The sequence below is a fragment of the Pantoea sp. S-LA4 genome (assembly GCF_054482835.1).
Genome location: NZ_JBTLRC010000002.1, coordinates 3,238,077 through 3,263,197, shown reverse-complemented (window position 1 = coordinate 3,263,197; position 25,121 = coordinate 3,238,077). Strand labels below are relative to the sequence as shown.

Sequence of the window (25,121 nt, the reverse complement as noted above, 5' to 3'; positions counted from 1 at the left end):
ATTCATTAAGGTTAAAGTTTAGCGAGGTGATGGCCGATACCTGTTCCGTTTTAGGGCCGCTGGAAATTTCGCCTTTTCTCATACACGGAAACTATCAAGATGAAACAGTTATCACTTCGCACGGGGTTGCTGGCATTGCTGGCATTTATGACACTGCTGCTGTTGGCGGTGAGTTTTATGGGTATCGTGGCAATCAACAAAGGGAACCGCTCGCTGGACGTAATCAACCGCATTCAGGGGGTTGAGCTGAACAGTCTCTATCAGAGCAACGCCGATTTAATGCGCGCCCGCGCGAATGCGGCGCTGGCGGTACGGAAAATTGAAATTGGCTTGCTGGAAGAGGGCGCCGCGGTCACTAAACTGGCGCAGGCCGATGTAGTGGCATCACAAAAGAGCCTGAAGCGCTTTGTTGATGCGGGCACCGTCACGGCACACGGCAAAACGCTGGCGGATGCCGTGGCGGGCAGCTACAAGGCCTATCTTGAGCAGGGCATCAGGCCGATGATGAGCGCGCTGGATAAGCAATATACCGACGAATATTATCAGCTGCTGGAAGGCAACCTGGCCGCACTGGCCGCCCGCTACAGCAAAGCGGTGGACGATTTCGGTCAGTACGCGGATCAGGTGACCGCAGCCCAGCTGGATCAGGCGGCCTATAACGAAACCAAAATGAAAATTCTGATCGCGGTGGCGGTGGTACTGACGTTGCTGCTGTTAGTGCTGGCCTGGCAACTGCTGCGCCGGATGTTGCTCCAGCCGCTCAACAGCGCCATCGTCCATCTGGAACAGGTGGCGGCAGGGGATTTATCTCAAGCCCTGCCCGCGGCGGGCAACAATGAACTGGGCCGGCTCAATCATGCGCTGGCAGAGATGCAGCAGGCGCTGCGCGCGTCGGTCAGTCAGGTGCGTGAAGCCAGCCTGCAGATCGACATCGGCAGCCGTGAGCTGGCTGCCGGCAACGTCAATCTGTCGCAGCGCACCGAAGAGTCCGCGGCCTCGCTGGAGCAGACGGCGGCCAGCATGGAGCAGTTAACCGCCACGGTACGGCTTAACGCCAGCAACGCGCAGCAGGCGCATCAGCTGGCGAATGCGGTGTCGGATACGGCCGATCGCGGCGCTGAGGTGGTCTGCTACGTAATGGAGAAAATGCACGAAATCACCGACAGCGCCAACCGTATCGGCGACATTCTCAGCGTGATTGACGGCATCGCCTTCCAGACCAATATTCTGGCGCTGAATGCGGCGGTTGAAGCGGCACGCGCCGGTGAACAGGGCCGCGGCTTCGCGGTGGTCGCGAATGAAGTGCGCACCCTGGCGCAGCGCAGCGCCAACGCTGCCAAAGAGATCCGTACGCTGATTGGCGACTCACAATCCCGGGTTAAAGAGGGCAGCGAGATGGCGACGCGAGCCGGAGAGACCATGGATGAGATCTCGGGTGAAGTTATGCGCGTCACGGCGCTGATGAAAGAGATCTCTATGGCTTCTGATGAGCAGAGCCGCGGCATTGAACAGGTCAATCTGGCGGTGACGCAGATGGATGAAGCCGCGCAGCAGAACGCCGCGCTGGTGGAGCAGGCGACGGCAGCGACCCAGTCGCTGGAAGCGCAGTCGGGTCAGCTACAGGCGACCATGGCGCAGTTCCGCTTGCAGCCTGAGTAACACTGATGAGCGCATCCTCTATGCGCTCATTATCCCGCTGTTTTTTGCGTCTTATGCTGCGCCTGTCTCATAAGCAGTTTCCCCGCATCTCCCTCGCCGACGATTTCTCCTTAGCCTGAATGGTGTTCAGTCCGGACCTTATTCGCTAACATTGCCCGCAGACCATCATGTTACAGAATCGGGAGCAAAGACGTGTACGCTTCAGTTATTGAAAACCTCGACAAATTATTGTCCACATATGAACATTCACCGCTCTTTTTTATGTTAATAGTGGGTCTGTTTTTTGTGGCGGGGATACTTCGCTGGCTCGCTAAGAATATAAAGGGCGAACACCTCTTCCAGCATACAATTAATAATAAAATGCGGTTCATAAAGAATGAACTCAGTGAGGGGTTAGTGAGCGAGCGGGAACAAGCGCAGCTGATAAGCCGTTATATCACCCTGTTAAACCAGAAAATATATGGGGTAAAAAATAGCGCCATTCAGCAAGAAGTTATTAAAATTATCGATACATCCAGTGAAATCACAAATTTTAGATATTTTGCCGTACATCAGTATACGCTCAGCCTCAGCCGTAACGGCCGATTATACTTTAACAGAGAGAAGATAAATTCCCGGTTCTTTACTGCTATTGCGCTGTTAATCTGCAGCCTGTGCCTGCTGGCTCTGGGCTTTTTGATGATTTATGCGAGCCTTTTTATCGGGCTGGTGGTCTGCACGTTGAGTCTTGTTTTATATTTCGCCGGGCTGGATCACTTTCCGGCTAGCCCGGGTATGCGTAAGCGGGCAGAAGAAGAGATAGAAAAGTATTACCAGCATTGTGATGCCAGCGATAGCCGCGAAACGGAAAAAAATAAGCCTGCATTAAGCAGGCTTTGAATATGTCACTACCGACGCCAGATTATCCCTGACGGCAATCCGGGAACTCGGCCAGGAAACGCTCAACGTCGTTAACCATCGCCTCATTGCCGCAGTAGAACGGGCAGCGCTGATGCAGCGTGACCGGTGGAATATCCAGAATACGTTTCTGACCATCGCTGGCCTTACCGCCCGCCTGCTCAGCCAGGAACGCCATTGGGTTGCACTCATACAGCAGACGCAGCTTACCTTGCGGATGGCTGGCGGTGCTTGGATAGAGATAGATGCCGCCCTTGAGCAGGTTACGGTGGAAATCAGCGACCAGCGACCCGATATAGCGGGACGTATAAGGACGGTGTGTCGCGATATCCTCTTCCTGACAGAACTTCAGATATTTCTTCACGCCCTGAGGGAAACGGATGTAGTTACCTTCGTTAATCGAATAGGTATAACCGGTTTCCGGGAAGGTCATCCGCTCGTGGCTGAGGCAGAAGACGCCCAGTGACGGATCGTAAGTAAACGCATGTACGCCCGCGCCAGTGGTATAAACCATCATGGTCGATGAACCGTACACCACGTAACCGGCAGCGACCTGCTTGTTGCCAGGCTGCATAAAGTCAGCTTCGACCACCGGCGTACCCGGCTCGCTGACGCGGCGATAGATAGAAAAGATGGTACCGACAGAAACGTTAACGTCGATATTCGATGAACCATCCAGTGGGTCCATCAATACAACATATTTACCGTTTTCTTCACCTTCAAAGATAACGAACTCGTCCTCTTCTTCAGACGCGATACCGGCGACGATGCCACGGGCTTTCAATGCCGCTTTCAGTTTTTCGTTGGCGAACAGATCTAACTTCATCTGCTGCTCACCCTGAACATTCTCAACCCCACTGGCACCGAGAATATCCACTAAACCGGCTTTATTGATGTCGCGGTGGATAATTTTGGCACCCAGCTTGATGGCTGAAATCAGCGCCGTCAGTTCACCTGTGGCGTGCGGAAAGTCGTGTTGCTTCTCGACGATAAATTCGCCCAACGTTTTCATAACACATTCCCTGAATCTTCGATGGAGTGGCAGCATGCGTAACAGTCTGCCAACGTATGCGTACGCAGTTTAGCCGATTGAACTTCAAAAACCATAGTCCTAATCCGTTTCTTCCGTCTTCGAGCGGCGTTACACTGTGCGCCGAACTTTTGAGTAATGGATCTCGTTATGCGCATTCACATCCTTGGGATTTGTGGCACTTTTATGGGCGGTCTGGCGATGCTGGCCCGTTCGCTCGGCCATCAGGTGACCGGTTCGGACGCCAATGTTTATCCGCCAATGAGCACGCTGCTTGAGCAGCAAGGCATTGAATTAACAGAAGGTTACGACGCAGGCCAGCTCGACCCGGCGCCTGACTTAGTGATCATCGGCAATGCTATGACGCGCGGCAATCCATGTGTGGAAGCGGTACTGGAACGCAACATTCCTTACCTTTCTGGCCCGCAGTGGCTGCACGATTTCGTGCTGCGCGATCGCTGGGTGCTGGCAGTGGCAGGAACCCACGGCAAAACCACCACCGCCGGCATGGCAGCGTGGATTCTTGAGGCCTGCGGGCTGGAACCCGGCTTCATTATTGGTGGGGTACCGGGAAATTTCGACGTTTCCGCAAAATTAGGAAAAAGTCCATTCTTCGTTATTGAAGCGGATGAGTACGATTGCGCGTTTTTTGATAAGCGCTCCAAGTTTGTCCATTACTGCCCGCGTACCCTTATCCTCAATAATCTTGAGTTCGATCACGCCGATATATTTGACGATCTGCGGGCGATCCAGAAGCAGTTCCACCATCTGATCAGGATCGTGCCGGGACAGGGCAAGATCCTGCTGCCCGAGAACGATCACAACCTCAAACAGGTCATGGCGATGGGCTGCTGGAGCGAGCAGGAGAACGTTGGCGATCATGGTCGCTGGCAGGCCAGGAAGCTCACCGCGGATGCCTCGCACTGGGAAGTGTGGCTCGACGGTGCGAAAGTGGGCGAAGTGAACTGGTCGCTGGTCGGTGAACACAATATGCATAACGGACTGATGGCGATTGCGGCAGCGCGGCATGTTGGCGTGAAGCCGGAAGATGCCGGCCAGGCACTGAACAGCTTTATCAATGCGCGTCGCCGGCTGGAGCTACGCGGCGAGGTCAACGGCATCAAAGTCTATGACGACTTCGCCCATCATCCGACCGCGATTCTGGCTACCCTGGCGGCGCTGCGCAGCAAAGTGGGCGGCACGGCACGGATTCTTGCGGTGCTGGAGCCCCGCTCCAATACCATGAAAATGGGCGTGAATAAAAACGAGCTGGCGCCCTCACTGGCGCGCGCTGACGAAGTCTTCCTGTTCCAGCCGCATCATATCCCGTGGCAGGTCTCAGACGTTGCTGACGCCTGTATGCAGCCTGCACACACCACGGCAGATATCGATACGCTGGTCTCAATGATCGCTAAAGCGGCACAGCCGGGGGATTCGATCCTGGTGATGAGCAACGGTGGTTTTGGCGGCATTCATCAGAAATTGCTGGATAAGCTCGCCTGAGTTAATAAGCGCCCGAATCGGGCGCTTATTTTATTATTATCTTTCTCATTTAATGATTTATTTAATCAGAAACAACGCCGCATAATTTGAATGTGATCTGCATACTCTTCCTGCTGTTGCCATATTGATCAACTTTCTGTCTAAAGCAGAAAGGCTTATCCCGTCAATAATTCCTAGCATCGTCTTTGTCATCATCGGATTAATAAACGGACTTTACGTTAATGAAATAATTAACCGGTGTTTATGATGTGCGATTTATTATTTTGGCACGCTAATTTAAACGTACGTTAATTTTGGGTTAATTGAATGCGTTAAATTTAATGGCCCTGATGATTATGAATAAGGATGTTGTCATGGGAAAGAACAGATTACGGCGCGTCGCGCTGAGCATCATGCTACTGACCACTTCTGCCGCCGCGCTGGCGACGGCCACCGTCGATTACCGACATGAGTATCGTCTTCGGGATCGGACCCATTACGATAAGCTGGGGCTGAGCACCACGCTGCCGGATAATATGTGGCTTGGAGTTGAAACCAAATTTAAAACCGGCGGCGCCGATCCCAAAGATAAATATTATAACGACACGGTGTTAAACGTAGTGGAAGTGACCTTTCTGAAATCGTACTTCTGGGGAAACTGGACACTATCGCCTTTTATTCAGCCGGAGTTTAACTCTTCACGCACCGAATGGAAGTTTGGTGTGGCGCCCTGGTATAAAGTTAATGAAAGCTGGTCTCTTGGCGGGCTCTACCGACTGGAACTGACCGATTATGCGCACGACGATCAATGCCGCACCGGCGGAATCGATTATTGCGATACCGATCGGCACCGTACCGCTAACCGGTTTGATCTCTATCTGCGCAATAAAACCGATCGGCTGACCACCACCTACAAGCTGGTCTATAAACATGCGGATGCCCGGCTATTTGCTAACCGGCATGATGATTATGAGCAGGAATTACAGTTCGACTATGCGCTCGGCGATCGGCGCGTCTGGGTGCCGTATGTGACCTTTGGCGATATTGGTCGCTCGGCCACCTCCAGCGAACGCCAGTTGCGATTGCGGACCGGCATTCTCTACATCTATCGCTAAGCAGCCTGAAGGCGGGCGATCCTGCCCGCCCCGACATCGCTTAGCTTTCGGCCAGCTCGCGCAGATACTGAAAGATCTGACGCGCAGATTTCGGCGGCTTGTTGCCCGCTTTCTCTTTCTGCGCATTGCGGATCATGCTGCGCAGTTGCTGACGATCGGCCTGAGGATAAAGGGCGATCACATCCGTCATCGCATCATCGCCTTGTTCAATCAGACGATCGCGCAGCATTTCCAGTTTATGGAACAGCGCAACCTGCTGGTTATGGCGATTATTGAGCTTATCCAGCGCAACGCGGATCGGCTCCACATCAATACTACGCAGCAGTTTACCGATCAGCTGCAACTGACGGCGGCGACCCTCTTTCTTGATGCGCTGTGCCAGTTCGACTTCGGCACGCAGGCGCTCATCCAGCGGGATTTTATCCAGCGAGTTTTTACCCAGATCAACCAGTTCGGCACCCAGGCGTTTCAGCTCTTCAGCGTCGCGCTTTATTTCGCTCTTGCTGACCCAGATAATCTCTTCATCTTCTTCTTCATGATTATCTGGCACATCGTCGAGCCACTCATCGGGCTGTTTGGTCATTAGTGGACTCCCAAAAAAAGAGGCTAATCCTACCAGTTTATCGGGTGACTGCGAAATTGTTCTCTGACTCTGATAGACTCAAATCATACATACATAAGATTAGACGGCAGGTCGATGAACGTATCTACTCAGGTTGCAGAACAGCAAAAAGTGTTGGAGCAGGCGATTGCGCAGGCGCTCGAACTGGCTAAAGCAAGCACTGACAGCGCGGAAGTGGCGGTCAGTAAAACCACTGGCATCGGCGTCAGCACCCGCTATGGTGAAGTGGAAAACGTCGAATTTAACAGCGACGGCGCGCTAGGCATCACCGTTTATCATCAGAATCGTAAAGGCAGCGCCTCGTCGACCGACCTCAGCCCGGATGCGATCAAGCGTACCGTGCAGGCGGCCATCGATATTGCGCGTTATACCTCACCTGATCCCTTTGCCGGTCCGGCAGATGCTGACCTGCTGGCGTATGACGCGCCCGATCTGGATCTCTACCATCCGTGGGAGATCGATGCCGATCGCGCCATTGAACTGGCGGCGCAGGCGGAACAGGCGGCGCTGCGGGCAGACAAGCGCATCATCAACACCGAAGGCGGCAGCTTTAACAGCCACGTCGGCATCAAAGTATTTGGTAACAGCCACGGTATGTTGCAGAGCTACTGCTCCAGCCGTCACTCGCTCTCCAGCAGCGTGATTGCCGGGCAGGATGGCAACATGGAGCGCGATTACGCCTATACCATTGGCCGCGCATTTGAAGATTTGCAGAGCCCGGAGTGGGTGGGTGCGGAATGCGCACGTCGTACGCTGTCGCGTCTGGCACCGCGTAAACTCTCTACCATGAAAGCACCGGTGATTTTTGCATCTGAAGTGGCCACCGGTCTGTTCGGTCATCTGGTTGGAGCGATCAGCGGCGGCAGCGTTTACCGCAAATCAACCTTCCTGCTGGATTCGATGGGCCAGCAGATCCTGCCAGAGTGGCTGACGATTAATGAGCAGCCGCATCTGCTGAAAGGGCTGGCATCGACCCCGTTCGACAGCGAAGGCGTGCGCACCCAGCCGCGCGACATCATTAAAGATGGCGTGCTGCAAACCTGGTTAATGACCAGCTACTCAGCCCGTAAACTGGGCCTGACCAGCACCGGTCATGCTGGTGGCATTCATAACTGGCGTATCGCTGGCCAGGGCCACAGCTTCGACGATCTGCTGAAGCAGATGGGCACCGGTTTAGTGGTGACCGAGTTGATGGGACAGGGCGTCAGCGCCATTACCGGCGATTACTCACGCGGCGCGGCCGGTTTCTGGGTTGAGAACGGTGAAATTCAGTATCCCGTCAGTGAAATCACCATTGCCGGCAACCTGAAAGAGATGTGGCGCAATATGGTGACCATCGGTGATGACATCGAAACCCGCAGCAATATCCAGTGCGGCTCGGTGTTACTGCCCGAAATGAAGATAGCGGGACAATAAGAAGGATGGATTCTGAAAGCAGCCGGTTGGCTGCTTTTTTTTCATCACAATAAGAAAGGAAAGAGCGATGCGTAAGCTTGTGATTGCAATGTTGTCTGCTTCTCTGTTGTTCTCCAGTGCCAGCCTCTATGCGGCCGATCTGGAGCAGGATATGGATACGCTGAATGCCAACCTGAAGATCGTCAAAAAAACCGACGATGCACAGGAGATGCAGCAGGCGCTGACCAAAATGCGTACCGCAGCGCAGGATGCGCGACAGGGCACGCCGGATAAGCTGGAAGGCCAGCCGGCTGACAGCCCACAGGTGAAAGATTTCCATGCCGGTATCGACTCGCTGATCGCGCAGATCGATGTGGTCAGTGCGCTGGCGAAAGCCAACAACGTGGATGGGGCGAAACGCGAAGCCGCGAAGTTCGACGACATCCGCAACGCTAACCATAAGAAATTCCGTTAACGCCAGCGCCGGTCACCCCTGACCGGCGTTTTTCATCATCACTTCTGCTTATTACCCGGCGTATTGCCACTTTCTCCGATCCATCCCACCGCACAGCCTGCGCACCTTAACCGCCCCATTTACGCATTTCACGCATTCTGCGATCTGTATCGCACTAAGCGTGCAGCCTGCGATCTGGCGCACAGGCCTCACCTCGATTTCCACTTGATGCTGGAAATGTTGCGTCTCCACAGGCCGTGCTATCAGGGGTAATTTATTTTTAACGCGAATTATCCGGTCTGACAGGAGTAGCAAGGTGAGCAATAACGGCGTTCCGGTGCATGAAGCGCCACCGGAGAAAGTGCAGCAGCTGGCTGACAGGGTGATGGCGCAGATTGCGACGATCTACCAGCAGCACGGTATTGAGCCGAATGCGGTTCAGCAGCAGATGCTGCTGTCACATGTCGGGGCAATGGCGTCGCGTTCGCTGAGCGGTGAGCCGCTGCCAGAAGTGGAAGCCGAGCTGTTTGAGGATATCCCGCCGGAAACGCTGCAGCTGGCGCAGCAGGTGGTGGATCTGTTTGGCAATCTGCCACGCGAAGAAGCATGGCTGCTCTCGGTGCATATCGAAGTTGCCCGATCAAACAACTGATGAGGAAGTGAACATGGTAACTGTAGTGATTGGCGATCGTTTAGGTAAAGGGCAGAAAGTCGCGGCAGGCATCGAGAAAGCCGGTGGACGCGCGGTCGTGGTACCCGGCGTGGCGGCAGACATGAAGCTCGGCGACGTGATGAAGGCGGAAAACGCCGATTTCGGCATTTCGTTCTGCGGCAGCGGCGGCGCAGGTGCGATTACCGCCCAGAACAAATATGGCTACAAGGCGAAACATGGCATGCGATCCATCGACGAAGGCGTCACCGCCATCAACGAAGGTGCCACCGTATTGGGTTTCGGTTTCATGGATAAAGAAGAGCTGGGCGAACGGCTGGTGCAGGCCTGGAACAAGAAGCACGGCAGCTGATCATGAAAGAACAATACGTTACGCAGGTGACGGTAGAGGGTAAAGGCGACAGCAAAGCGAAAGCCTTTGCCGATGCCCTGAGTCGCGTACAGAACCAGGTTCTGCGCGCGACGCAAAAAATTCTGCTGCGCATTGAGCCCCAGGATGTCCGGGTGCTGCGCGCACAGGAGAGCGTCAGAACCGAGAAATTTCTGTTCTTCTTTTTGGCGCGTCAACGGCGGAGCTACAGCGTCGAGCTGGAGATCACCGTCAGCGTCACCGTTTTCGACACCGAACAGGTGGCGTTTACCGTGACACCGTAAAAACAGAACCCTTTCACGTCAGAAAGCCGCTTGTCCGACGACGCGCTGGCCGTTTGTCACGCGACGGGCAGTCTGTGGCAAGGCGACGGCTGAGGCGTGCCGGGTAAAAACGACAACAAAGGTACAACAACATGTTTTTAATCATTTTGTTTAAGTCGTTGATCATTGGGGGGCTGGTGGGCGTCGGCGTCGGTGCTGGCGCGGCGCGGATGTTTCACGCGCCCACCACTCAGGGAATGGGCGCTTTTCGTACGCTGGGGGAACTCAACTCGTGCGAGGGCGATCCGGCTTCTCACTTCTCCTTTGGTCTTGGCTTCTTCTTTAACGCCTGGGCATCTTCTGTTGCAGCCGGATCGTTCACCCAGGATGTGGACCACCGCATCATTCCAAACTGGGGCGCCGCGGCGCTGATGGTCAAAAACCGCAACGTAGCGGAAACGCTGCACAACCCGAAAAAGATGGCTATCGCCTGCGGCATTATCGGCATGTTCGTGGTGGCCTTCCTCAACTCTACGGCATCAGCCGTACCGGCGGCGCTGCAGGTTACCGCAGTGAAAGTGCTGGTACCGGCGGCTAACCTGCTGGTCAATACCGTTATGCCGGTGATCTTCTGGCTGGCAGCGATCGATGCGGGTCGCAAATCGGGCTTCTGGGCCACCATTTTTGGCGGTCTGGCGCAGCTGATCATGGGCAACGCCGTACCGGGACTGGTACTGGGTATTTTGATCGGCAAAGGCGTGGAAGAGAGCGGCTGGAACCGGGTCACTAAAGTGATGATGACCGCCATTGTATTGCTGTTTGTTCTCAGTGGCTTCTTCCGCGGTTTCGACATGAAGTTGTTGCAGTCATTTCAGCTCGGCATCCCTGGCTGGCTCGATATGATCCACAACTCAGTCAGTGGCAAATAAGAGGCGATGCTGATGAACGAAAATAAAGGCTTCTGGTACGCCGACTGGTCATTCCCGATCTTTGTTGGCCTGCTCTCATCCGGCGTGTTTGCCGGTACGCATATGTATTACCTGTATGGCATCGGCGCCTTCAACGAGGTGGCATTTGTCTCAATGCTGCGTGCGGGCATGGAAACCGGCGTCTACGGCGCGGTCGCCGCATTCGGTGCCAGCTTCCTGTTCGCCCGCATCATAGAGGGATCGCTGGTCGGTATTCTGGATATCGGCGGTGCGATTCAGACCGGTGTCGGGCTGGGTGTACCGGCACTGCTGCTGGGGGCGGGCATCGTCTTCCCGGTGGCCAACTTCGCCGCCTCGCTGGCGACGGGCCTGGTGATCGGTGTGGCGATTGGCTACCTGATTATTCTGGCGCGTAAGTTCACCATCAATCAGAGCGACTCCACCTACGGTGCTGACGTGATGATGGGTGCCGGTAACGCCTCTGGCCGCTTCCTTGGACCGCTCATCATTCTGTCAGCGATGGCGGCGTCGATTCCGATTGGCCTCGGGTCGCTGCTGGGTGCGTTGCTGTTCTACCTGTGGAACAAGCCGATCACCGGCGGAGCCATCCTCGGTGCGATGATCCTCGGTGCGATTTTCCCCATCGCGCTCTGATGTCACCGGCGGCCCGGCAACGGGCTGCCGTTAAGGAGTCCCCATGTTCGATTTAATCATTCGCCGTGCGCGCCTCTGTGATGAACGGGTGGTGGATATTGCCGTACTGGACGGCAAAATTGCGGCCATCGGCGAAGTAAACGGCCAGGCACGCAGCGAGCGCGATCTGGCTGGCCGCGACTACCTCAGTGCAGGCTGGATCGATTCCCACGTTCACTGCTACCCAAAGTCCCCGATTTACCATGATGAAGCCGATGCCATCGGCATCAGTCAGGGCGTCACCAGCGTGGTGGATGCTGGCAGCACCGGCGCGCAGCACATTGATGATTTTTATCAGCTGACGCGCGCCGCGCAGACTCAGGTCTATGCGCTGATCAATATCGCCCGCACCGGCATTGTTACCCAGAACGAACTGGCTGATATGTCACAGATTGATGGCGAGGCGGTGGCGCAGGCGGTGGCCCGACTGCCCGACTTTATCGTCGGCCTCAAGGCGCGTATCAGCAGCAGCGTCGTGGGTAAAAACGGTGTTCAGCCGCTGGTGAAAGCCAAAGCGATCCAGCAGGCGGTGGGCGGCCTGCCGCTGATGGTCCACATCGGTAACAATCCGCCCGATCTGGCGCAGATTGCCGATTTGCTGACCTCTGGCGACATCATCACTCACTGCTTTAACGGTAAACCCAACCGCATTCTGACGCCGCAAGGCGAGCTGAAAGCGGCGGTAAAACAGGCGATGGCCCGTGGCGTCAGACTGGATGTGGGTCACGGCAGCGCCAGTTTCAGTTTTGAGGTAGCCCGTGTGGCCATCGCGCAGGGCATTCTGCCCGACACCATCAGTTCCGACATCTACTGCCGCAATCGGCTGACCGGACCGGTTCACAGCCTGGCGCACGTGATGTCGAAATTTTTCAGCGTCGGCATGACGCTGCCGCAGGTGATTAACTGCGTCACCGCCCACGCGGCGGACGGACTGCGTCTGACGCGCAAGGGCCGGCTTGAGGTCGGTTACGACGCCGATCTGACCATTTTTACCGTGAAAGAAGAGACCCGACCCTTTATCGATTCAGAAGGTGAACAGGTCGCGGGTGAGCAGCATCTGGTCCCGCTGGCGGCAGTGGTCGCCGGCCGGTGGATCGCGATTAAAGAAGGAGCAGTGAATGAGCTCGGTATATGAAAAGTATGGCCTGAAGCCGGTGATTAACGCCTCTGGCCGTATGACGATTCTTGGGGTTTCAACTCCGAGCAGTGATGTGATCGATACGGTGAAATATGGTCTCGATCACTACTTCGAAATGAAGGATCTGGTGAACAAGACCGGCAGCTACATTGCCGGATTACTTGGGGTAGAGAATGCGCTGGTGGTCTCCTGCGCCTCCGCCGGCATCGCTCAGAGCGTGGCGGCGGTGATCGTCAAAGATAACGACTGGTTGCTGGACAATCTGCACGCGGCGCCACTCAGCGTGCCGCATCATATCGTGGTGCCGAAAGGGCATAACGTCAATTATGGCGCGCCGGTCGGCAGCATGGTGACGCTGGGCGGCGGACATCTGGTGGAAGCGGGCTACAGCAATGAGTGTTCGCCAGCGCAACTGGCGGCGGCGATCACTCCGCAGACTGCTGCGATCCTCTATGTAAAATCGCATCACTGCGTACAGAAAAGCCACCTCGACGTGGCGCAGGCGGCGGCAGTTGCACGTCAGCATGGCGTGCCGTTGATCGTCGATGCGGCCGCAGAAGAAGATCTGCAATGTTATTACCAGGCGGGTGCGGATCTGGTGATCTACAGCGGCGCAAAAGCGATCGAAGGCCCGACCAGCGGACTGGTGATCGGCCGTCATGACTATGTCGAATGGGTAAAACGCCAGACCAACGGCATTGGCCGCGCGATGAAAGTCGGTAAAGAGGGCATTCTTGGCCTGACGCAGGCGATTGAAAACTATCTGACTCAGCCGAAGATCAGCGGCGCGCAGATGGTGGAAAAGATGACGCCGTTTATTGACCAGCTTAATCAACTCAACGGCGTCACTGCCCGCGTGGTGTGGGATGCCGCCGGACGGGATATCGCCCGTGCCGAGATCGCCTTTGATGAAGCCACGATCCGACAGCGCACCGGCGATCTGGTACAGGCGCTGAAAAACGGTGAGACCGCCATCTACTTCCGTGGCTACAAAGCCAACGAAGGGATCATTGAGGCGGACGTGCGCAGCGTCAGTGCCGATCAGTTACAGACCATTTTTGCCCATATTCAGGCACTGTTAACCGGAGAGAAAAACGCATGACGCTGACACCCCATTTTTATCAGGATCGCCTGTGTCTCAACGTACTGGCGGGATCGAAAGAGAATGCGCGCGCTATCTGGCAGGCGGCAGAAGGGCACGTACTGGTCGGCGTTCTGTCGAAAAACTACGCCAGCAATGAGGCGGCGATCGCGGATATGCGGGAATATGCCGCGCTGATCGACAATGCGCTGTCGGTCGGCCTCGGCGCGGGCGATCCGGGTCAGTCGCAGATGGTGAGTGAGATCTCCGCCGTGCTGCAACCGCAGCATGTCAACCAGGTGTTTACCGGCGTCGCCACCAGCCGTGCGCTGCTGGGTCAGTCGCAGACGGTGGTTAACGGGTTAATCTCGCCCACCGGCACGCCGGGCAAGGTAAAAATCTCCACCGGACCGCGCAGTGCGAAAAGTGATGACGCGATCGTCCCGATTAGCACCGCCATCGCGATGCTGCAGGACATGGGCGGCAGTTCAGTGAAGTATTTCCCGATGGGCGGACTGCAGACGGTGGAGGAGTATCGTGCCGTGGCGGACGCCTGCGCCAGACAGGATTTCTGGCTGGAGCCGACCGGCGGTATCGATCTGGATAACGTTGAACAGATCATTCGTATCGCGCTGGACGCCGGCGTCAGTAAAGTGATCCCGCACGTCTACAGTTCGATCATCGATAAAGCCAGCGGGGAAACCCGGATTGAAGATGTGCAGCAACTGCTGGCAATCTGTAAAAAGCTGCTGGCCTGAGGAGCCTCGTCTGACGCCTGCCCGTTGAATGGCGGGCGTCAGGCAATATGGACGTTGCCCCACGATCCCCGTAGGCTGACGGCTGAATGCCGGCTTTTTCCAACCGCAGCAACAGGTAAACCATCGTGAGATTTCCCAATCAGCGCCTTGCGCAACTGTTTGATGCCCTGCAAAACGAAACGCTGCCTCAGGATGAACTGGCGCGGCGTTTTGCCGTGTCGACGCGCACCGTGCGCACTGACATCACCGCGCTGAACGCGCTGCTGGCGCAGCACGGCGCGCAGTTTATTCTGAACCGTGGTGCAGGCTATCAGCTAAAGGTTGAGGATGCTCAGCGTTTCCAGCATCTGCAACAGCAGACTGCGTCACCGCTGCGCGTGCCGCGCACCTCGCCAGACCGTATTCGTTATCTGCTGACCCGGTTTCTCACCGCAGCCTACTCCATCAAGCTGGAGGAGCTGGCGGAAGAGTGGTTCGTCAGCCGCGCCACCTTGCAAAACGATATGGCCGAAGTGCGGGAGTGGCTGGGGCGCTATCACCTGACGATTGAGAGCAAACCGCACTACGGTATGAAGCTGTTTGGCAGTGAAGTGGCGATTCGTACCTGCCTGACCGATCTGCTGTGGGAGATCGATCAGGCGCAGCCTGACAGCCCGCTGCTGACCATCGAAGCGCTGAACAGCGGGATGCTCGATACGCTGCGTCCCTTGCTGCAAAGCTGCTTCGCCCAGCACAATATCCGCATCAGTGATGAAGGCGAGCGCTACCTGCGGATCTACTGCGCGGTAGCGGTCCGGCGCATCAGCGAAGGTTATCCACTCAACGATCCCGGTGCTGAAGAAATTGGCGACGAAGTGCGGGAAGCGGCGCACCAGCTGATCACCCTGATGCGGCCGCTGGTGAGTAAGCCGATCTCACCTGCCGAAGAGAACTGGCTGCGGGTCAATATCGCCGCGCGGCGCATCCAGGCCATCGCACCCAGCGCGATCAATGCGGATGATGCTGATGCCCTGGTCGCTTATCTGCTCAGTTTTATCAACACCCATTACAACTTCAATCTGCAAAACGACCAGCAGCTGCGCGCCGATCTGCTCACCCATATCAAAACCATGATTACCCGGGTGCGCTACCAGATTCATATTCCTAATCCGCTGCTGAGCAACATTAAACAGCACTATCCGATGGCCTATGATGTGACGCTGGCGGCGGTGACCAGCTGGGGGAAATATACCCCGTATGTTATCAGCGAGAACGAGATCGGCTTTCTGGTGCTGCATATCGGGGTCGGACTGGAGCGTCACTATGATGTCGGCTATCAGCGTCATCCGCAGGTGCTGCTGGTGTGCGACAGCGGTAACTCAACTTTACGGATGATTGAGGCGATGCTGCTGCGCAAATACCCGCAGCTGCAGGTGACGGCCCGCTTGTCGCAGCGGGAGTATGAGGCGCGCAGCCGCATTGATGAGGATTTTGTGATCTCTACCACCCGGCTCAGCGAAAAAGAGAAGCCGGTGGTGGTGATGTCGCCATTTCCGACCGGCTTCCAGCTGGAGCAGATTGGCAAGCTGGTGCTGGTGGATCGTACCCGACCCTATATGTTGGCAAAATTTTTTGATGCTCAGCATTTTCACATTGTCGACCGGCCGATGACCCAGTCTGCGCTGTTCAGGCAACTCTGCGATCAGCTGGAAGCGGAAGGCTATGTTGATGCGGCATTTTATCCGTCGGTGGAGGAGCGTGAGGCGATCGTCAGCACCATGCTGGGTGAAGGGATTGCGCTGCCGCACTCGCTGGGGCTGCTGGCGAAGAAAACCGTGGTTTATACCGTGCTGGCGCCGCACGGCATCGCCTGGGGTGATGACACGGCCTACGTCATTTTCCTGCTGGCGATCAGCAAAAGTGAATATGAAGAAGCGATGGCGATCTACGACCTGTTCGTGACGTTTCTGCGTGAAAGAGCGATGACCCGGCTGCGCGACAGTACGGACTTCGCCTGCTTTAAGGCGGTGGCGATCGACTGTCTCAGCCGGTCATAGCTGGCATTTTCTCCCCGGCGGTGCGGGGAGCGCAGCATCAGCTCTTTTTCGCCAGCAGGCGCGGGATCTCGCGCAGACACCAGGCTTTGGCTTCACCCATGCTGTCACGACGCCACGCCATAATGATATCCACTTCACGGGTGTATTCCGGACTCACAACCCGCAGGCGACCTTCGGCAATATCCTGCTCAACCAGCGAATAGGGCATGGTGGCGACGCCCAGGCCCGCCAGCAACGCACGGCGCTTGTCTTCCATGCTGCTGACCGTCAGGCGCTGTTGCTTATCCAGCAGCTGTACGGTCAGCACCGGACGCTCACGCGCCGTGTCCGCCACCGCAATGCCGCGATATTTCACCCGCGTCACTTCCGACTGCGGTTCTGGCTCGTTATGAATCGGGTGGTCGGCGCTGGCGACGTAGACGCTCATCATGGTGTAGAGCTTGCGGGTATTGATTTCGGTCGAGGCGCGAAAGTGCAGATCGGGCGCGATCACAATGTCAGCCCGTCCCTGTTCCAGCCGCTCCCACGCGCCAGCCAGCACTTCAGTGACCAGCGAAAACTGGGTGTTGGCTTTATCTGCCAGCCGCGTCACCAGCGGAAACAGCGCTTCGGTCGGCACCAGCGCCTCGGTGACGATGGTCAGATGGGTTTCCCAGCCGCGCGCCAGGGCTTCCGCATCGGTGGTCAGCTTATCGGCTGCTTCCAGCAGCACCCGGCCTCGCTCCAGCAGCATGCGTCCCACGTTGGTAAATTTGGTGCGGTGACCGGAACGGTCAAACAGCACCACATCCAGTTCCTCTTCCAGCTTTTGCATGGTGTAGCTGAGCGCCGAAGGCACCCGGCCCAGTTCGTCAGCGGCTGCGGCAAAACTTCCGCGTCGATCAATCGCATCCATAACGCGTAAAGATTCAAGGGTTAACGCACGCTCTTTAGCCATCCCGGTTCTCTGTCAGGAAATTTGAACATGCCAGGCAGATTAACTGGCTAACAATCCGGCGTCCAGACTTTTACCATATGGGTATAAAGTCCGTGGCCGATCCTCGCCACCGGATGCTGGAGGTAAATCATGATAACAACACGCAGTGCGTCCGCTTGTGGTCAGGCCGATTTCGGTTGGTTGCAGGCGCGCTACAGTTTCTCTTTTGGCCACTATTTCGATCCCAAACTGATGGGCTATGCCTCGTTACGCGTCCTGAACCAGGAAGTGCTGGCTCCGGGTGCCGCCTTTCAGCCGCGCACCTACCCGCAGGTCGATGTGCTGAACATCGTGCTGCAGGGTGAAGCGGAATACCGCGACAGTGAGGGTAACCACATCATTGTCCGGGAAGGGGAAGCGTTGCTGCTCTCGGCCCAGCCTGGCGTCAGCTATAGCGAAATCAACCCGAGCAAAGATCGCCCGCTGACGCGGATGCAGCTGTGGCTGGCCGCCTGTCCGGAGCGGGAAAACCCGCGGATGCAGAAAATCGTGCTGTCGGAGGGAAAAACCGCGCAGTTGCTGGCCTCGCCGGACGGCACGGACGGCAGCCTGCAGCTGCGACAGCAGGTGTGGATTCATCAGGTTGAGCTGGCTCCCGGTGAACAGCATTCGATGCGGTTAAACGGGCCCCGCGCCTATCTGCAATCGATTCATGGCTCGCTGGAGGCGATCTCCGGGACTGAGTATCAGGAGAAGCTGGGCTGTGGTGATGGCGCATTTTTGCAGGAAGAGCAACTGCTCAGGCTGACTGCCAAAACGGCAACTCAGGCGCTGGTTATTGATATTCCGGTCTGAGGATTCAGCGATAAGAAAAGGCGGCCAGGGCCGCCTTTTTGCTGTCCGGAGGTTTACTTCAGCATGGTGAAGGCGGTGGTTACGTGCTTCACGCCGCTCACCCGACTGGCCACATCGGCCGCCGCCTGCGCTTCCTGCGGCGTCACCAGACCCAGCAGGAACACTTCGCCATTTTCGGTGGTGACTTTGACGTTGGATGATTTCACCTGATCGCTGCCCAGCAGCTGCGAACGGATCTTGGTGGTAATCCAGGTATCCGAAGAGGAGGTCCCCAGCGTGACTTTCTGGCCGATACGAATTTCGTTATAGACCTCGGTTGCGCCATCAACACCCATGGTGATCTGTTTGGCACGATCGGCGATCTCCTGCGAAGGGGCCTGACCCGTCAGCAGCACTTTGCCCTGATAAGCGGTGGCGATCACGCGGGCATCGCTTTTGATTTGCTGGTCTTTGGCTAAGGCGTTAGAGACGCGTAATTCCAGCGTGCCATCATCAACCTGGGTCCCGACGGTGCGGGGATCGGTGGCAGTTTTGGTGGCGACAGCGGCGCTGCCAGCAACCACGGCAACACAGCCTTGCAGCAGCATTGCGGCTAACAGAATGGCTACAGCGTTCAATGCTTTCATTGGTGCTCCTTCGGTCATTCCTGGTGTGGAAACAGGGTATTATCAATCAGATCGCACAAGCAGTTCAGGGTCAGCATATGCATCTCCTGAATGCGGGCACTGCGGTGCGACGGGATGCGAATTTCCACATCCTGCGGACCTAACAGTCCGGCAAGCTCTCCGCCATCATACCCGGTAAGCGCAACGATAGTCATATCGCGTGTAACGGCGGCCTCAACGGCTTTAACGATGTCACGGGTATTACCGCGGGTGGAGATAGCCAGCAGCACGTCGCCCGCCTGACCGAGTGCCCGCACTTGTTTGGCGTAAACTTCATCATGCAGGCGATCGTTGCCAATCGCGGTCAGCATCACGTTGTCGGCGCTTAACGCCAGTGCCGGTAAGCTGGGACGCTCGGTTTCGAAACGATTAATCATGCTGGCGGCAAAGTGTTGCGCATTGGCTGATGAGGCGCCGTTGCCGCAACTCAGGATTTTATTGCCGTTCAGTAACGACTGCACCAGCGTCATTGCCGCGCGGGAAATGGCATCGGGCAGCGCCTCAGCGGCGGCAATCTGGGTCTGGATACTTTCAGTAAAACACGCTTTAATTCTGTCCTGCACACGACCACCTGGTTCTAAACGTCTGCATTAAAGGCATTCGGCAGCCACTCGAGCGCCGTGCCGGTAATGGCGATGATGTCGAAACGGCAATTCACTGTTTCAAAACTGCCGCCGCGTTGTGCCAGCCACAGAGCAGCGGCACGCAGCAGCTTATGTTGTTTCTCGCGGGTCACGCTGGCGAGCGCGCCGCCGTAACGCGCATCGCGCCGGTAGCGAACCTCGACAAACACCCAACAGTGCCCGTCGCGCATAATCAGGTCAAGTTCCCCGCCGCGACAATGGACATTGCTGGCTTCCCATTTCAGGCCTGCCTGCTCAAGATAGCGACGGGCACGCTGTTCATGCCCGGCGCCAATCTGACGGCGATTTAGTTGGCTGGCGCGATTTCGCCCCGACGATACTGGTTCCATGTCAACTTCCTGTTGATCACACAATCCGCATCGGCGCTCAGCTTGCCGGTATTGCCATCCAGCGTAAAGCCCGGTGACTGACGCATCTGGTTAAAGTGATTCGCCAGCGTCCAGGCATCAATCCCCATCGCATACAGGCGAACCAGCGAATAGTCATTGTTAAAGGACTTCGATGCCTGCTGCATCAGGCCCGGATTGGTGCCGGAGAGCAGCGGGATATCGCTGAACTGCAGGCCATCCATCTCCAGCCGGAAGTCCGGACCGGCACCCGCCTGCGCACTACGTGAACTGGCATAGAGCGCGATGTTGCTGCGGCTGCCGGTACGCATGGTGATCATCGGTTTAATCAGCTGCAGCTCGCCTTGCGTCGAAACGATATAGACCGCATCGACCGCGCCGTCACCGCTGGTGCTGGCGACGTCTGGCGTGTTCTGCTGCGGGGCCGGAATGGTCACGCCCGCAATCGAGACGCCCTGAGGTTCGGCTGGCGCAGCATTCACCGGCGTGCCGGATAAGCTGATGCCTGCGCCGCTGTTGATACCCTGTTTCAGCTCGGCGGTGGAACCAAAACGCTGCTGCAACACGGTGCTGCCGCCCAGTGACTGCCACTCCTGCGCAAAGGCGTTAGTCACGCGATCGCCCAATCCACTGCGCGGTACCAGCAGCAGCGGCTGACGCTTGCCCTGATCCCAGATATGGTGCGCGGCATCGCGCGCTTCGTCTTCAGGAGAAAGCGCAAAGTAACAAACATTCGGATGGTTCTGGATCTTTTCCGGCTCGTTAAGCGCCAGCACATTGAGTGGCGTCTGGCTGTTAGCGACCTGCTCAACGTCGCTCTTCAGCAGCGGACCGACCACGATGGTTGCGCCATCCTGCTGGGCCTGCTGCATCACCTGCTGAATCGGCTGGCTGCTGGTGTCGTAGACTTTGATCTGCGCGTTGCTGGCCGGTTCTGCGGCGGCCGGTGGCGTGGCAGCAGGTTGGGTTGCGGCAGGCTGGGCGGCGGCTGGCTGTTGCGTTGCCGTCCCGGCTGGCTGCGCTTGCGGCGCGCTGATTGGGGCGGCGGATGGACTGACCACCGCGTCAGCATTGGCGGCGGGCTGCGCACTGGCGGTAGCATCCGCTGTCGCGGGCTGTGCGGCCGCTGGCTGTGGTGCTGGCGTCAGCAGGCCATTCTTCGCGTCATTAAAGCCTTTCTGGATCGCATTGGCGAACACCTGCGCCTGACCGTTCAGCGGCAGCAGCAGCGCAATGGTGCTGGTCGAGGCTTTGGTGTAATTCTGCATCTGGCTCAGCTGAGTCGGTAAGGTCTTCGCCGCCGGGTTCTGTGGATAACGGGTCTGCCAGTCTTTAATGGCGGACTTCAGCATCTCAGCATCCTGGCTATTGGCACGCCAGACAGCGAGCAGATCCAGCCAGCCCTGCAGAACATTTTCGTCAGCGTTAATCACCAGATTACTGACTTCCTGCTGCGGCATCTGCGTCAGTGCCTGCCAGGTGGCGTCAATATTACTTTGGTGATCGGGACCTTTCAGCAGCGGCTCCTGCGCAATATAGGTACGCAACAGCGACAGCGAAGGACGGCCCTGCGCGCTGGCAATCTGCAAACCGTAGTAACGCGCCAGCTGATCCTGCGACAGCGCACCGGTTTTCACCTGCTGTAAGCGCGCCTGCGCCTCTTTGATCTGCTGTGTCGACAGCTGCAGTTGCGCTTGTAACAGCAGTAACTCCTGCTGCTGAGTCTCTGATAGCTGTTGTGGCAACTGGCTTAACTGCTGGGTCGCCTCAGGATACTTTCCTTCCTTCAACAGGGCGCGGATTGCAAGTAATTGCCAGTCGGTCTTGCTATCATCGCTGCTTTGCTGCGCTTGTTGCAGGTAATAGGCTGAATTAGCCGTGGCAGGCCCCTGAATATTGACGGTTGAGGTTTGCGGCCCCTGACCGCTACACGCGGCTAAAATCAGCCCGGCAAGAACGACAGGCAGAAAGCGTCCTGCTTTACGACGAACGACTTTTGAAGGAAGCATACTGTATCCAGTGATGTTTTTTTCAAGATGCTCAATATTAAATCGGCAATTCGGATGAAACAATGAAACAACTCGATCGGGCAGAGATTTCTGCCAGCACGCTCTACATCGTTCCAACCCCGATTGGTAATTTGGGTGATATCACCCAGCGGGCGCTGACGGTGCTTTCGAGCGTCGATCTGGTCGCTGCGGAAGATACACGTCATACCGGGCTGTTGCTACAACATTTCGCCATCAATGCGCGACTCTTCGCACTTCACGACCACAACGAACAGCAGAAGGCTGAGCTGCTGTTGACGAAGCTGCAAGAGGGGCAAAGCATAGCCTTAGTTTCCGATGCCGGCACGCCGCTGATCAACGATCCCGGCTATCATCTGGTGCGGCGTTGTCGCGAAGCCGGTGTCCGTGTCGTACCGCTGCCTGGTGCCTGTGCGGCGATCGCGGCGCTGAGTGCCGCTGGATTACCCTCAGATCGTTTCTGTTACGAAGGATTTCTGCCGGCCAAAACTAAAGGCCGTTGTGATGTGCTGCGCGCGCTGGTGCAGGAACCGCGTACCCTGATCTTTTACGAATCCACCCATCGCCTGCTGGACAGCCTGCAGGATATGGTGACCGAGCTGGGCGCTGACCGATACGTGGTGCTGGCGCGTGAGCTGACCAAAACCTGGGAGTCGATTTACGGGGCACCGGTCGGCGAGCTACTGGCCTGGGTCAAAGAAGATGAAAATCGTCGCAAAGGCGAGATGGTGCTGATTGTTGAAGGGCACAAAGCCGACGAAGAGGCGTTGCCGCCTGATGCGCTGCGCACACTGGCGCTGTTGCAGAAAGAGTTACCGCTCAAGCGAGCCGCTGCATTGACCGCTGAGATTCATGGCGTGAAGAAAAATGCGCTGTATAAGTATGCGCTGGAGCAGCAAGAGGCGTGACAAATGGCGGCGAATGCCCTATCATCCCGCGCCGAAGCTGACCAGACAGTCGCCGCTTTGTCGTCGTCCCCACTTGTGGGGAGACGGGCAGAGGGGAGGAAAGTCCGGGCTCCATAGGGCAGGGTGCCAGGTAACGCCTGGGAGGCGCAAGCCTACGACCAGTGCAACAGAGAGCAAACCGCCGATGGCCCAGTAATGGGATCAGGTAAGGGTGAAAGGGTGCGGTAAGAGCGCACCGCGCGACTGGCAACAGTTCGTGGCACGGTAAACTCCACCCGGAGCAAGGCCAAATAGGGGTTCACAAGGTACGGCCCGTACTGAACCCGGGTAGGCTGCTTGAGCCAGTGAGTGATTGCTGGCCTAGATGAATGACTGTCCACGACAGAACCCGGCTTAACGGTCAGCTTCGACTTTTTACCAAAAACCCCGCTCCGGCGGGGTTTTTGCTTTGCGGGCTAAGAGCCGACAGTGATGAATGACTGTCCACGACGCTCTCCGTGAAAAGAACGCGGCTTAACGGTCAGCGCCGGCTTTTTACCAAAAAACCCGCTCCGGCGGGGTTTTTGCTTTATAGCGTGATGCGCAAAGAGCTTAACCGCGGCCGTGTGGCTCATCCCAGTCAAACGCCGGACCCAGCGAAATCACGCCGTTCGGGTTGATGGTCTTGTGGCTGCAATAGTAGTGGTGACGGATATGCGGCAGGTTAACCGTCTCTGCGATACCGGGTATCTGATAGATATCCCGCAGGAAACCGCTCAGATTAATGAAATCACCAATGCGATGACGATCGCATTTGAAATGGGTCACATAGACCGGATCAAAACGGACCAGCGTGGTCCACAACCGCAGATCTGCTTCGGTCAGCTGATCGCCAGTCAGGTAACGATGCTGACCAAGGATCTGCTCCAGCCGTGACAGCGAATGAAACAGCGCGGTGACCGCTTCGTCATAGGCCGACTGTGAAGTAGCGAAACCTGCTTTGTAGACGCCGTTATTCACTGTGTCGTAAATCCAGCCGTTCAGCTCATCGATTTTCTCCCGCAGGGCAACCGGATAGTAGTCGCCGGCGCGGGCGCCCACCGCATCAAACGCGCTGTTAAACATCCGGATGATATCGGCGGATTCATTGCTGACAATGGTGTTCTGCTGCTTGTCCCACAACACCGGCACCGTCACGCGGCCGCTGTAGTGCGGATCGGCGTGCAGATAGAGCTGATAGAGAAACTCGTTCTGATATAGCTTATCGCCGGTCGCTGCCTCAAACTCATCATCAAAGGTCCAGCCGTTTTCCAGCATCAGTGGATGCACCACGGACACATCAATCATGCTATCCAGCCCTTTCAGCTGACGCATCAGCAGAGTGCGGTGCGCCCACGGGCAGGCCAGCGAGACATAGAGATGATAACGGTCACGCTCGGCGGTAAATCCGGCTTTCCCGTCAGGGCCGGCACTGCCATCGGCGGTAACCCAGTTGCGCCATGCCGATACTGAACGCTTAAATCGTCCACCGGTAGATTTGGTGTCGTACCAGGTGTCATGCCAGACACCGTCAATTAACTGTCCCATATCGCCTCCAATGCAAACAGGGCGAGGTTATCTCCTCGCCCTGTTAAGTATATGTGTGAATACGCGTTACGGCAGATTAGCGTGCAATCGCAGCCTGTGGTTTTCTTTTGCTCAGCAGGCGGTCGATGCTGTACGCGCCAGGACCCACCAGACCTAATACCAGGAAGCCGCCCGCAATGGAGAGGTTCTTCATGAACATCAGCTGGTTCACGCCTTCGGCAAAGTTACTGTGGAACAGAAACGCGGTCAGGATGGTGAAACCGGCAGTAAACAGGGCGGTGAAACGGGTCAGGAAACCGAACAGAATCGCCAGGCCGCCGCCAAATTCCAGCAGGATAACCAGTGGCAGCATGAAGCCAGGCACGCCCATCGCTTCCATGTACTGCTGGGTTGCCGCATAACCGGTAATCTTGCCCCAGCCAGCGGTAATGAACAGAATTGGCATCAGGATGCGAGCCAGCAGCAGACCAGTATCTTCGAATTTTTTCATCATTTACTCCAACGCTATCAGTATTGCAGGGCAGGTTGCCCGCAGGGTTTATTCCCGCTGAAAGCTGTGCTGCCATTCATTGGGTTGATAGCTGGAGATGATAGTCGCGGC

General features: G+C 56.6%; 26 protein-coding genes and 1 other RNA gene. 18 read left to right on the top strand and 9 right to left on the bottom strand.

Annotation, left to right across the window (positions count from 1 at the left end; genetic code table 11):
• Positions 1-99: 99 nt before the first annotated feature.
• Together ACX3P5_RS16115 and ACX3P5_RS16110 are read left to right on the top strand one after the other, a co-directional pair.
• Positions 100-1,659 carry a methyl-accepting chemotaxis protein gene (locus ACX3P5_RS16115; protein ID WP_336756639.1) on the top strand — a complete coding sequence of 520 codons (1,560 nt, stop codon included), beginning with the start codon at positions 100-102 and terminating at the stop codon, positions 1,657-1,659.
• 192 nt (positions 1,660-1,851) lie between these two features.
• Positions 1,852-2,538, top strand: a complete 687-nt coding sequence (locus ACX3P5_RS16110; RefSeq protein WP_458968992.1) for a hypothetical protein — start codon at positions 1,852-1,854, stop codon at positions 2,536-2,538.
• Positions 2,539-2,560: 22 nt separating this feature from the next.
• On the opposite strand, the gene fbp is transcribed toward ACX3P5_RS16110, so the two are convergent.
• Entirely contained in the window at positions 2,561-3,568 is a 1,008-nt protein-coding gene (gene fbp / locus ACX3P5_RS16105; protein WP_094120585.1) for a class 1 fructose-bisphosphatase, read from the bottom strand.
• Between the two features lie 168 nt (positions 3,569-3,736).
• Between fbp and mpl the strand changes: the two genes are divergently transcribed.
• Positions 3,737-5,089 carry a UDP-N-acetylmuramate:L-alanyl-gamma-D-glutamyl-meso-diaminopimelate ligase gene (gene mpl / locus ACX3P5_RS16100; RefSeq protein WP_233987027.1) on the top strand — a complete coding sequence of 451 codons (1,353 nt, stop codon included), beginning with the start codon at positions 3,737-3,739 and terminating at the stop codon, positions 5,087-5,089.
• 353 nt (positions 5,090-5,442) lie between these two features.
• Positions 5,443-6,183 carry an oligogalacturonate-specific porin KdgM family protein gene (locus tag ACX3P5_RS16095; protein ID WP_233987028.1) on the top strand — a complete coding sequence of 247 codons (741 nt, stop codon included), beginning with the start codon at positions 5,443-5,445 and terminating at the stop codon, positions 6,181-6,183.
• A 40-nt stretch (positions 6,184-6,223) separates the two neighbouring features.
• On the opposite strand, the gene yjgA is transcribed toward ACX3P5_RS16095, so the two are convergent.
• Complete coding sequence (gene yjgA / locus ACX3P5_RS16090; protein WP_233987029.1) at positions 6,224-6,766, bottom strand: ribosome biogenesis factor YjgA; 543 nt, start codon at positions 6,764-6,766, stop codon at positions 6,224-6,226.
• 114 nt (positions 6,767-6,880) lie between these two features.
• Here yjgA and pmbA point away from each other — a divergent pair, with 114 nt between their 5' ends.
• The 11 genes from pmbA (at position 6,881) to ACX3P5_RS16035 (ending at position 16,592) form a co-directional block, all read left to right on the top strand.
• Positions 6,881-8,221 (top strand): metalloprotease PmbA, encoded by a 1,341-nt coding sequence (gene pmbA / locus ACX3P5_RS16085; protein ID WP_458968991.1) that lies wholly within the window; start codon positions 6,881-6,883, stop codon positions 8,219-8,221.
• A 67-nt stretch (positions 8,222-8,288) separates the two neighbouring features.
• Positions 8,289-8,675, top strand: coding sequence for a cytochrome b562 (gene cybC, locus ACX3P5_RS16080; RefSeq protein WP_458968990.1), 387 nt, complete (start codon positions 8,289-8,291; stop codon positions 8,673-8,675).
• A 295-nt stretch (positions 8,676-8,970) separates the two neighbouring features.
• Positions 8,971-9,306, top strand: a complete 336-nt coding sequence (locus ACX3P5_RS16075; RefSeq protein ID WP_233987032.1) for a glycine dehydrogenase — start codon at positions 8,971-8,973, stop codon at positions 9,304-9,306.
• 13 nt (positions 9,307-9,319) lie between these two features.
• Positions 9,320-9,676, top strand: a complete 357-nt coding sequence (locus ACX3P5_RS16070) for an SFCGS family glycine-rich protein (protein WP_009087404.1) — start codon at positions 9,320-9,322, stop codon at positions 9,674-9,676.
• Between the two features lie 2 nt (positions 9,677-9,678).
• On the top strand, positions 9,679-9,978 hold the full coding sequence (locus ACX3P5_RS16065) for a DUF4312 family protein (RefSeq protein ID WP_336756630.1): 300 nt from the start codon (positions 9,679-9,681) through the stop codon (positions 9,976-9,978).
• Between the two features lie 131 nt (positions 9,979-10,109).
• Positions 10,110-10,886, top strand: coding sequence for a DUF4311 domain-containing protein (locus ACX3P5_RS16060; RefSeq protein WP_094120579.1), 777 nt, complete (start codon positions 10,110-10,112; stop codon positions 10,884-10,886).
• A 12-nt stretch (positions 10,887-10,898) separates the two neighbouring features.
• On the top strand, positions 10,899-11,540 hold the full coding sequence (locus tag ACX3P5_RS16055; RefSeq protein WP_094120578.1) for a DUF4310 family protein: 642 nt from the start codon (positions 10,899-10,901) through the stop codon (positions 11,538-11,540).
• A 43-nt stretch (positions 11,541-11,583) separates the two neighbouring features.
• A complete protein-coding gene (locus ACX3P5_RS16050; protein WP_458968989.1) occupies positions 11,584-12,714 on the top strand; it encodes an amidohydrolase/deacetylase family metallohydrolase in 1,131 nt (376 codons plus the stop codon).
• Positions 12,698-13,819 carry a DgaE family pyridoxal phosphate-dependent ammonia lyase gene (locus tag ACX3P5_RS16045; RefSeq protein ID WP_233987035.1) on the top strand — a complete coding sequence of 374 codons (1,122 nt, stop codon included), beginning with the start codon at positions 12,698-12,700 and terminating at the stop codon, positions 13,817-13,819. The genes ACX3P5_RS16050 and ACX3P5_RS16045 overlap by 17 nt, the downstream gene beginning before the upstream one ends.
• Positions 13,816-14,556, top strand: coding sequence for a 2-dehydro-3-deoxy-phosphogluconate aldolase (gene dagF / locus ACX3P5_RS16040; protein WP_233987036.1), 741 nt, complete (start codon positions 13,816-13,818; stop codon positions 14,554-14,556). The genes ACX3P5_RS16045 and dagF overlap by 4 nt, the downstream gene beginning before the upstream one ends.
• Before the next feature lie 125 nt (positions 14,557-14,681).
• Positions 14,682-16,592, top strand: a complete 1,911-nt coding sequence (locus tag ACX3P5_RS16035; RefSeq protein WP_233987037.1) for a BglG family transcription antiterminator — start codon at positions 14,682-14,684, stop codon at positions 16,590-16,592.
• A gap of 37 nt (positions 16,593-16,629) precedes the next feature.
• Here the strand turns inward: ACX3P5_RS16035 and ACX3P5_RS16030 are convergent, their stop codons facing one another.
• Positions 16,630-17,529: a LysR family transcriptional regulator gene (locus tag ACX3P5_RS16030; RefSeq protein WP_094120573.1), complete on the bottom strand. Its 900-nt coding sequence runs from the start codon at positions 17,527-17,529 to the stop codon at positions 16,630-16,632.
• Between the two features lie 129 nt (positions 17,530-17,658).
• Here ACX3P5_RS16030 and ACX3P5_RS16025 point away from each other — a divergent pair, with 129 nt between their 5' ends.
• Positions 17,659-18,363 (top strand): pirin family protein, encoded by a 705-nt coding sequence (locus ACX3P5_RS16025; protein ID WP_233987039.1) that lies wholly within the window; start codon positions 17,659-17,661, stop codon positions 18,361-18,363.
• A gap of 53 nt (positions 18,364-18,416) precedes the next feature.
• Here the strand turns inward: ACX3P5_RS16025 and dolP are convergent, their stop codons facing one another.
• From dolP to ACX3P5_RS16005, 4 genes are read right to left on the bottom strand one after another with little or no spacing between them, the layout of a single operon-like run.
• Complete coding sequence (gene dolP / locus ACX3P5_RS16020; RefSeq protein WP_233987040.1) at positions 18,417-18,989, bottom strand: division/outer membrane stress-associated lipid-binding lipoprotein; 573 nt, start codon at positions 18,987-18,989, stop codon at positions 18,417-18,419.
• A 14-nt stretch (positions 18,990-19,003) separates the two neighbouring features.
• Positions 19,004-19,591 carry a DnaA initiator-associating protein DiaA gene (gene diaA, locus ACX3P5_RS16015; protein ID WP_233987041.1) on the bottom strand — a complete coding sequence of 196 codons (588 nt, stop codon included), beginning with the start codon at positions 19,589-19,591 and terminating at the stop codon, positions 19,004-19,006.
• Positions 19,592-19,605: 14 nt separating this feature from the next.
• The gene (locus ACX3P5_RS16010) at positions 19,606-20,001 is read right to left on the bottom strand and encodes a YraN family protein (protein WP_233987042.1); all 396 of its coding nucleotides are present in this window, start codon (positions 19,999-20,001) and stop codon (positions 19,606-19,608) included.
• The gene (locus tag ACX3P5_RS16005) at positions 19,959-22,028 is read right to left on the bottom strand and encodes a penicillin-binding protein activator (protein WP_458968988.1); all 2,070 of its coding nucleotides are present in this window, start codon (positions 22,026-22,028) and stop codon (positions 19,959-19,961) included. The genes ACX3P5_RS16010 and ACX3P5_RS16005 overlap by 43 nt, the downstream gene beginning before the upstream one ends.
• Positions 22,029-22,090: 62 nt before the next feature.
• Here ACX3P5_RS16005 and rsmI point away from each other — a divergent pair, with 62 nt between their 5' ends.
• Positions 22,091-22,954, top strand: a complete 864-nt coding sequence (gene rsmI, locus ACX3P5_RS16000) for a 16S rRNA (cytidine(1402)-2'-O)-methyltransferase (protein ID WP_233987044.1) — start codon at positions 22,091-22,093, stop codon at positions 22,952-22,954.
• 33 nt (positions 22,955-22,987) lie between these two features.
• An RNA gene (gene rnpB / locus ACX3P5_RS15995) (RNase P RNA component class A) lies at positions 22,988-23,366 on the top strand.
• Between the two features lie 179 nt (positions 23,367-23,545).
• On the opposite strand, the gene ACX3P5_RS15990 is transcribed toward rnpB, so the two are convergent.
• On the bottom strand, positions 23,546-24,520 hold the full coding sequence (locus tag ACX3P5_RS15990) for a glutathione S-transferase family protein (RefSeq protein WP_458968987.1): 975 nt from the start codon (positions 24,518-24,520) through the stop codon (positions 23,546-23,548).
• Positions 24,521-24,596: 76 nt separating this feature from the next.
• Positions 24,597-25,010: a DoxX family protein gene (locus ACX3P5_RS15985; protein WP_336756617.1), complete on the bottom strand. Its 414-nt coding sequence runs from the start codon at positions 25,008-25,010 to the stop codon at positions 24,597-24,599.
• Positions 25,011-25,121 lie beyond the last annotated feature (111 nt).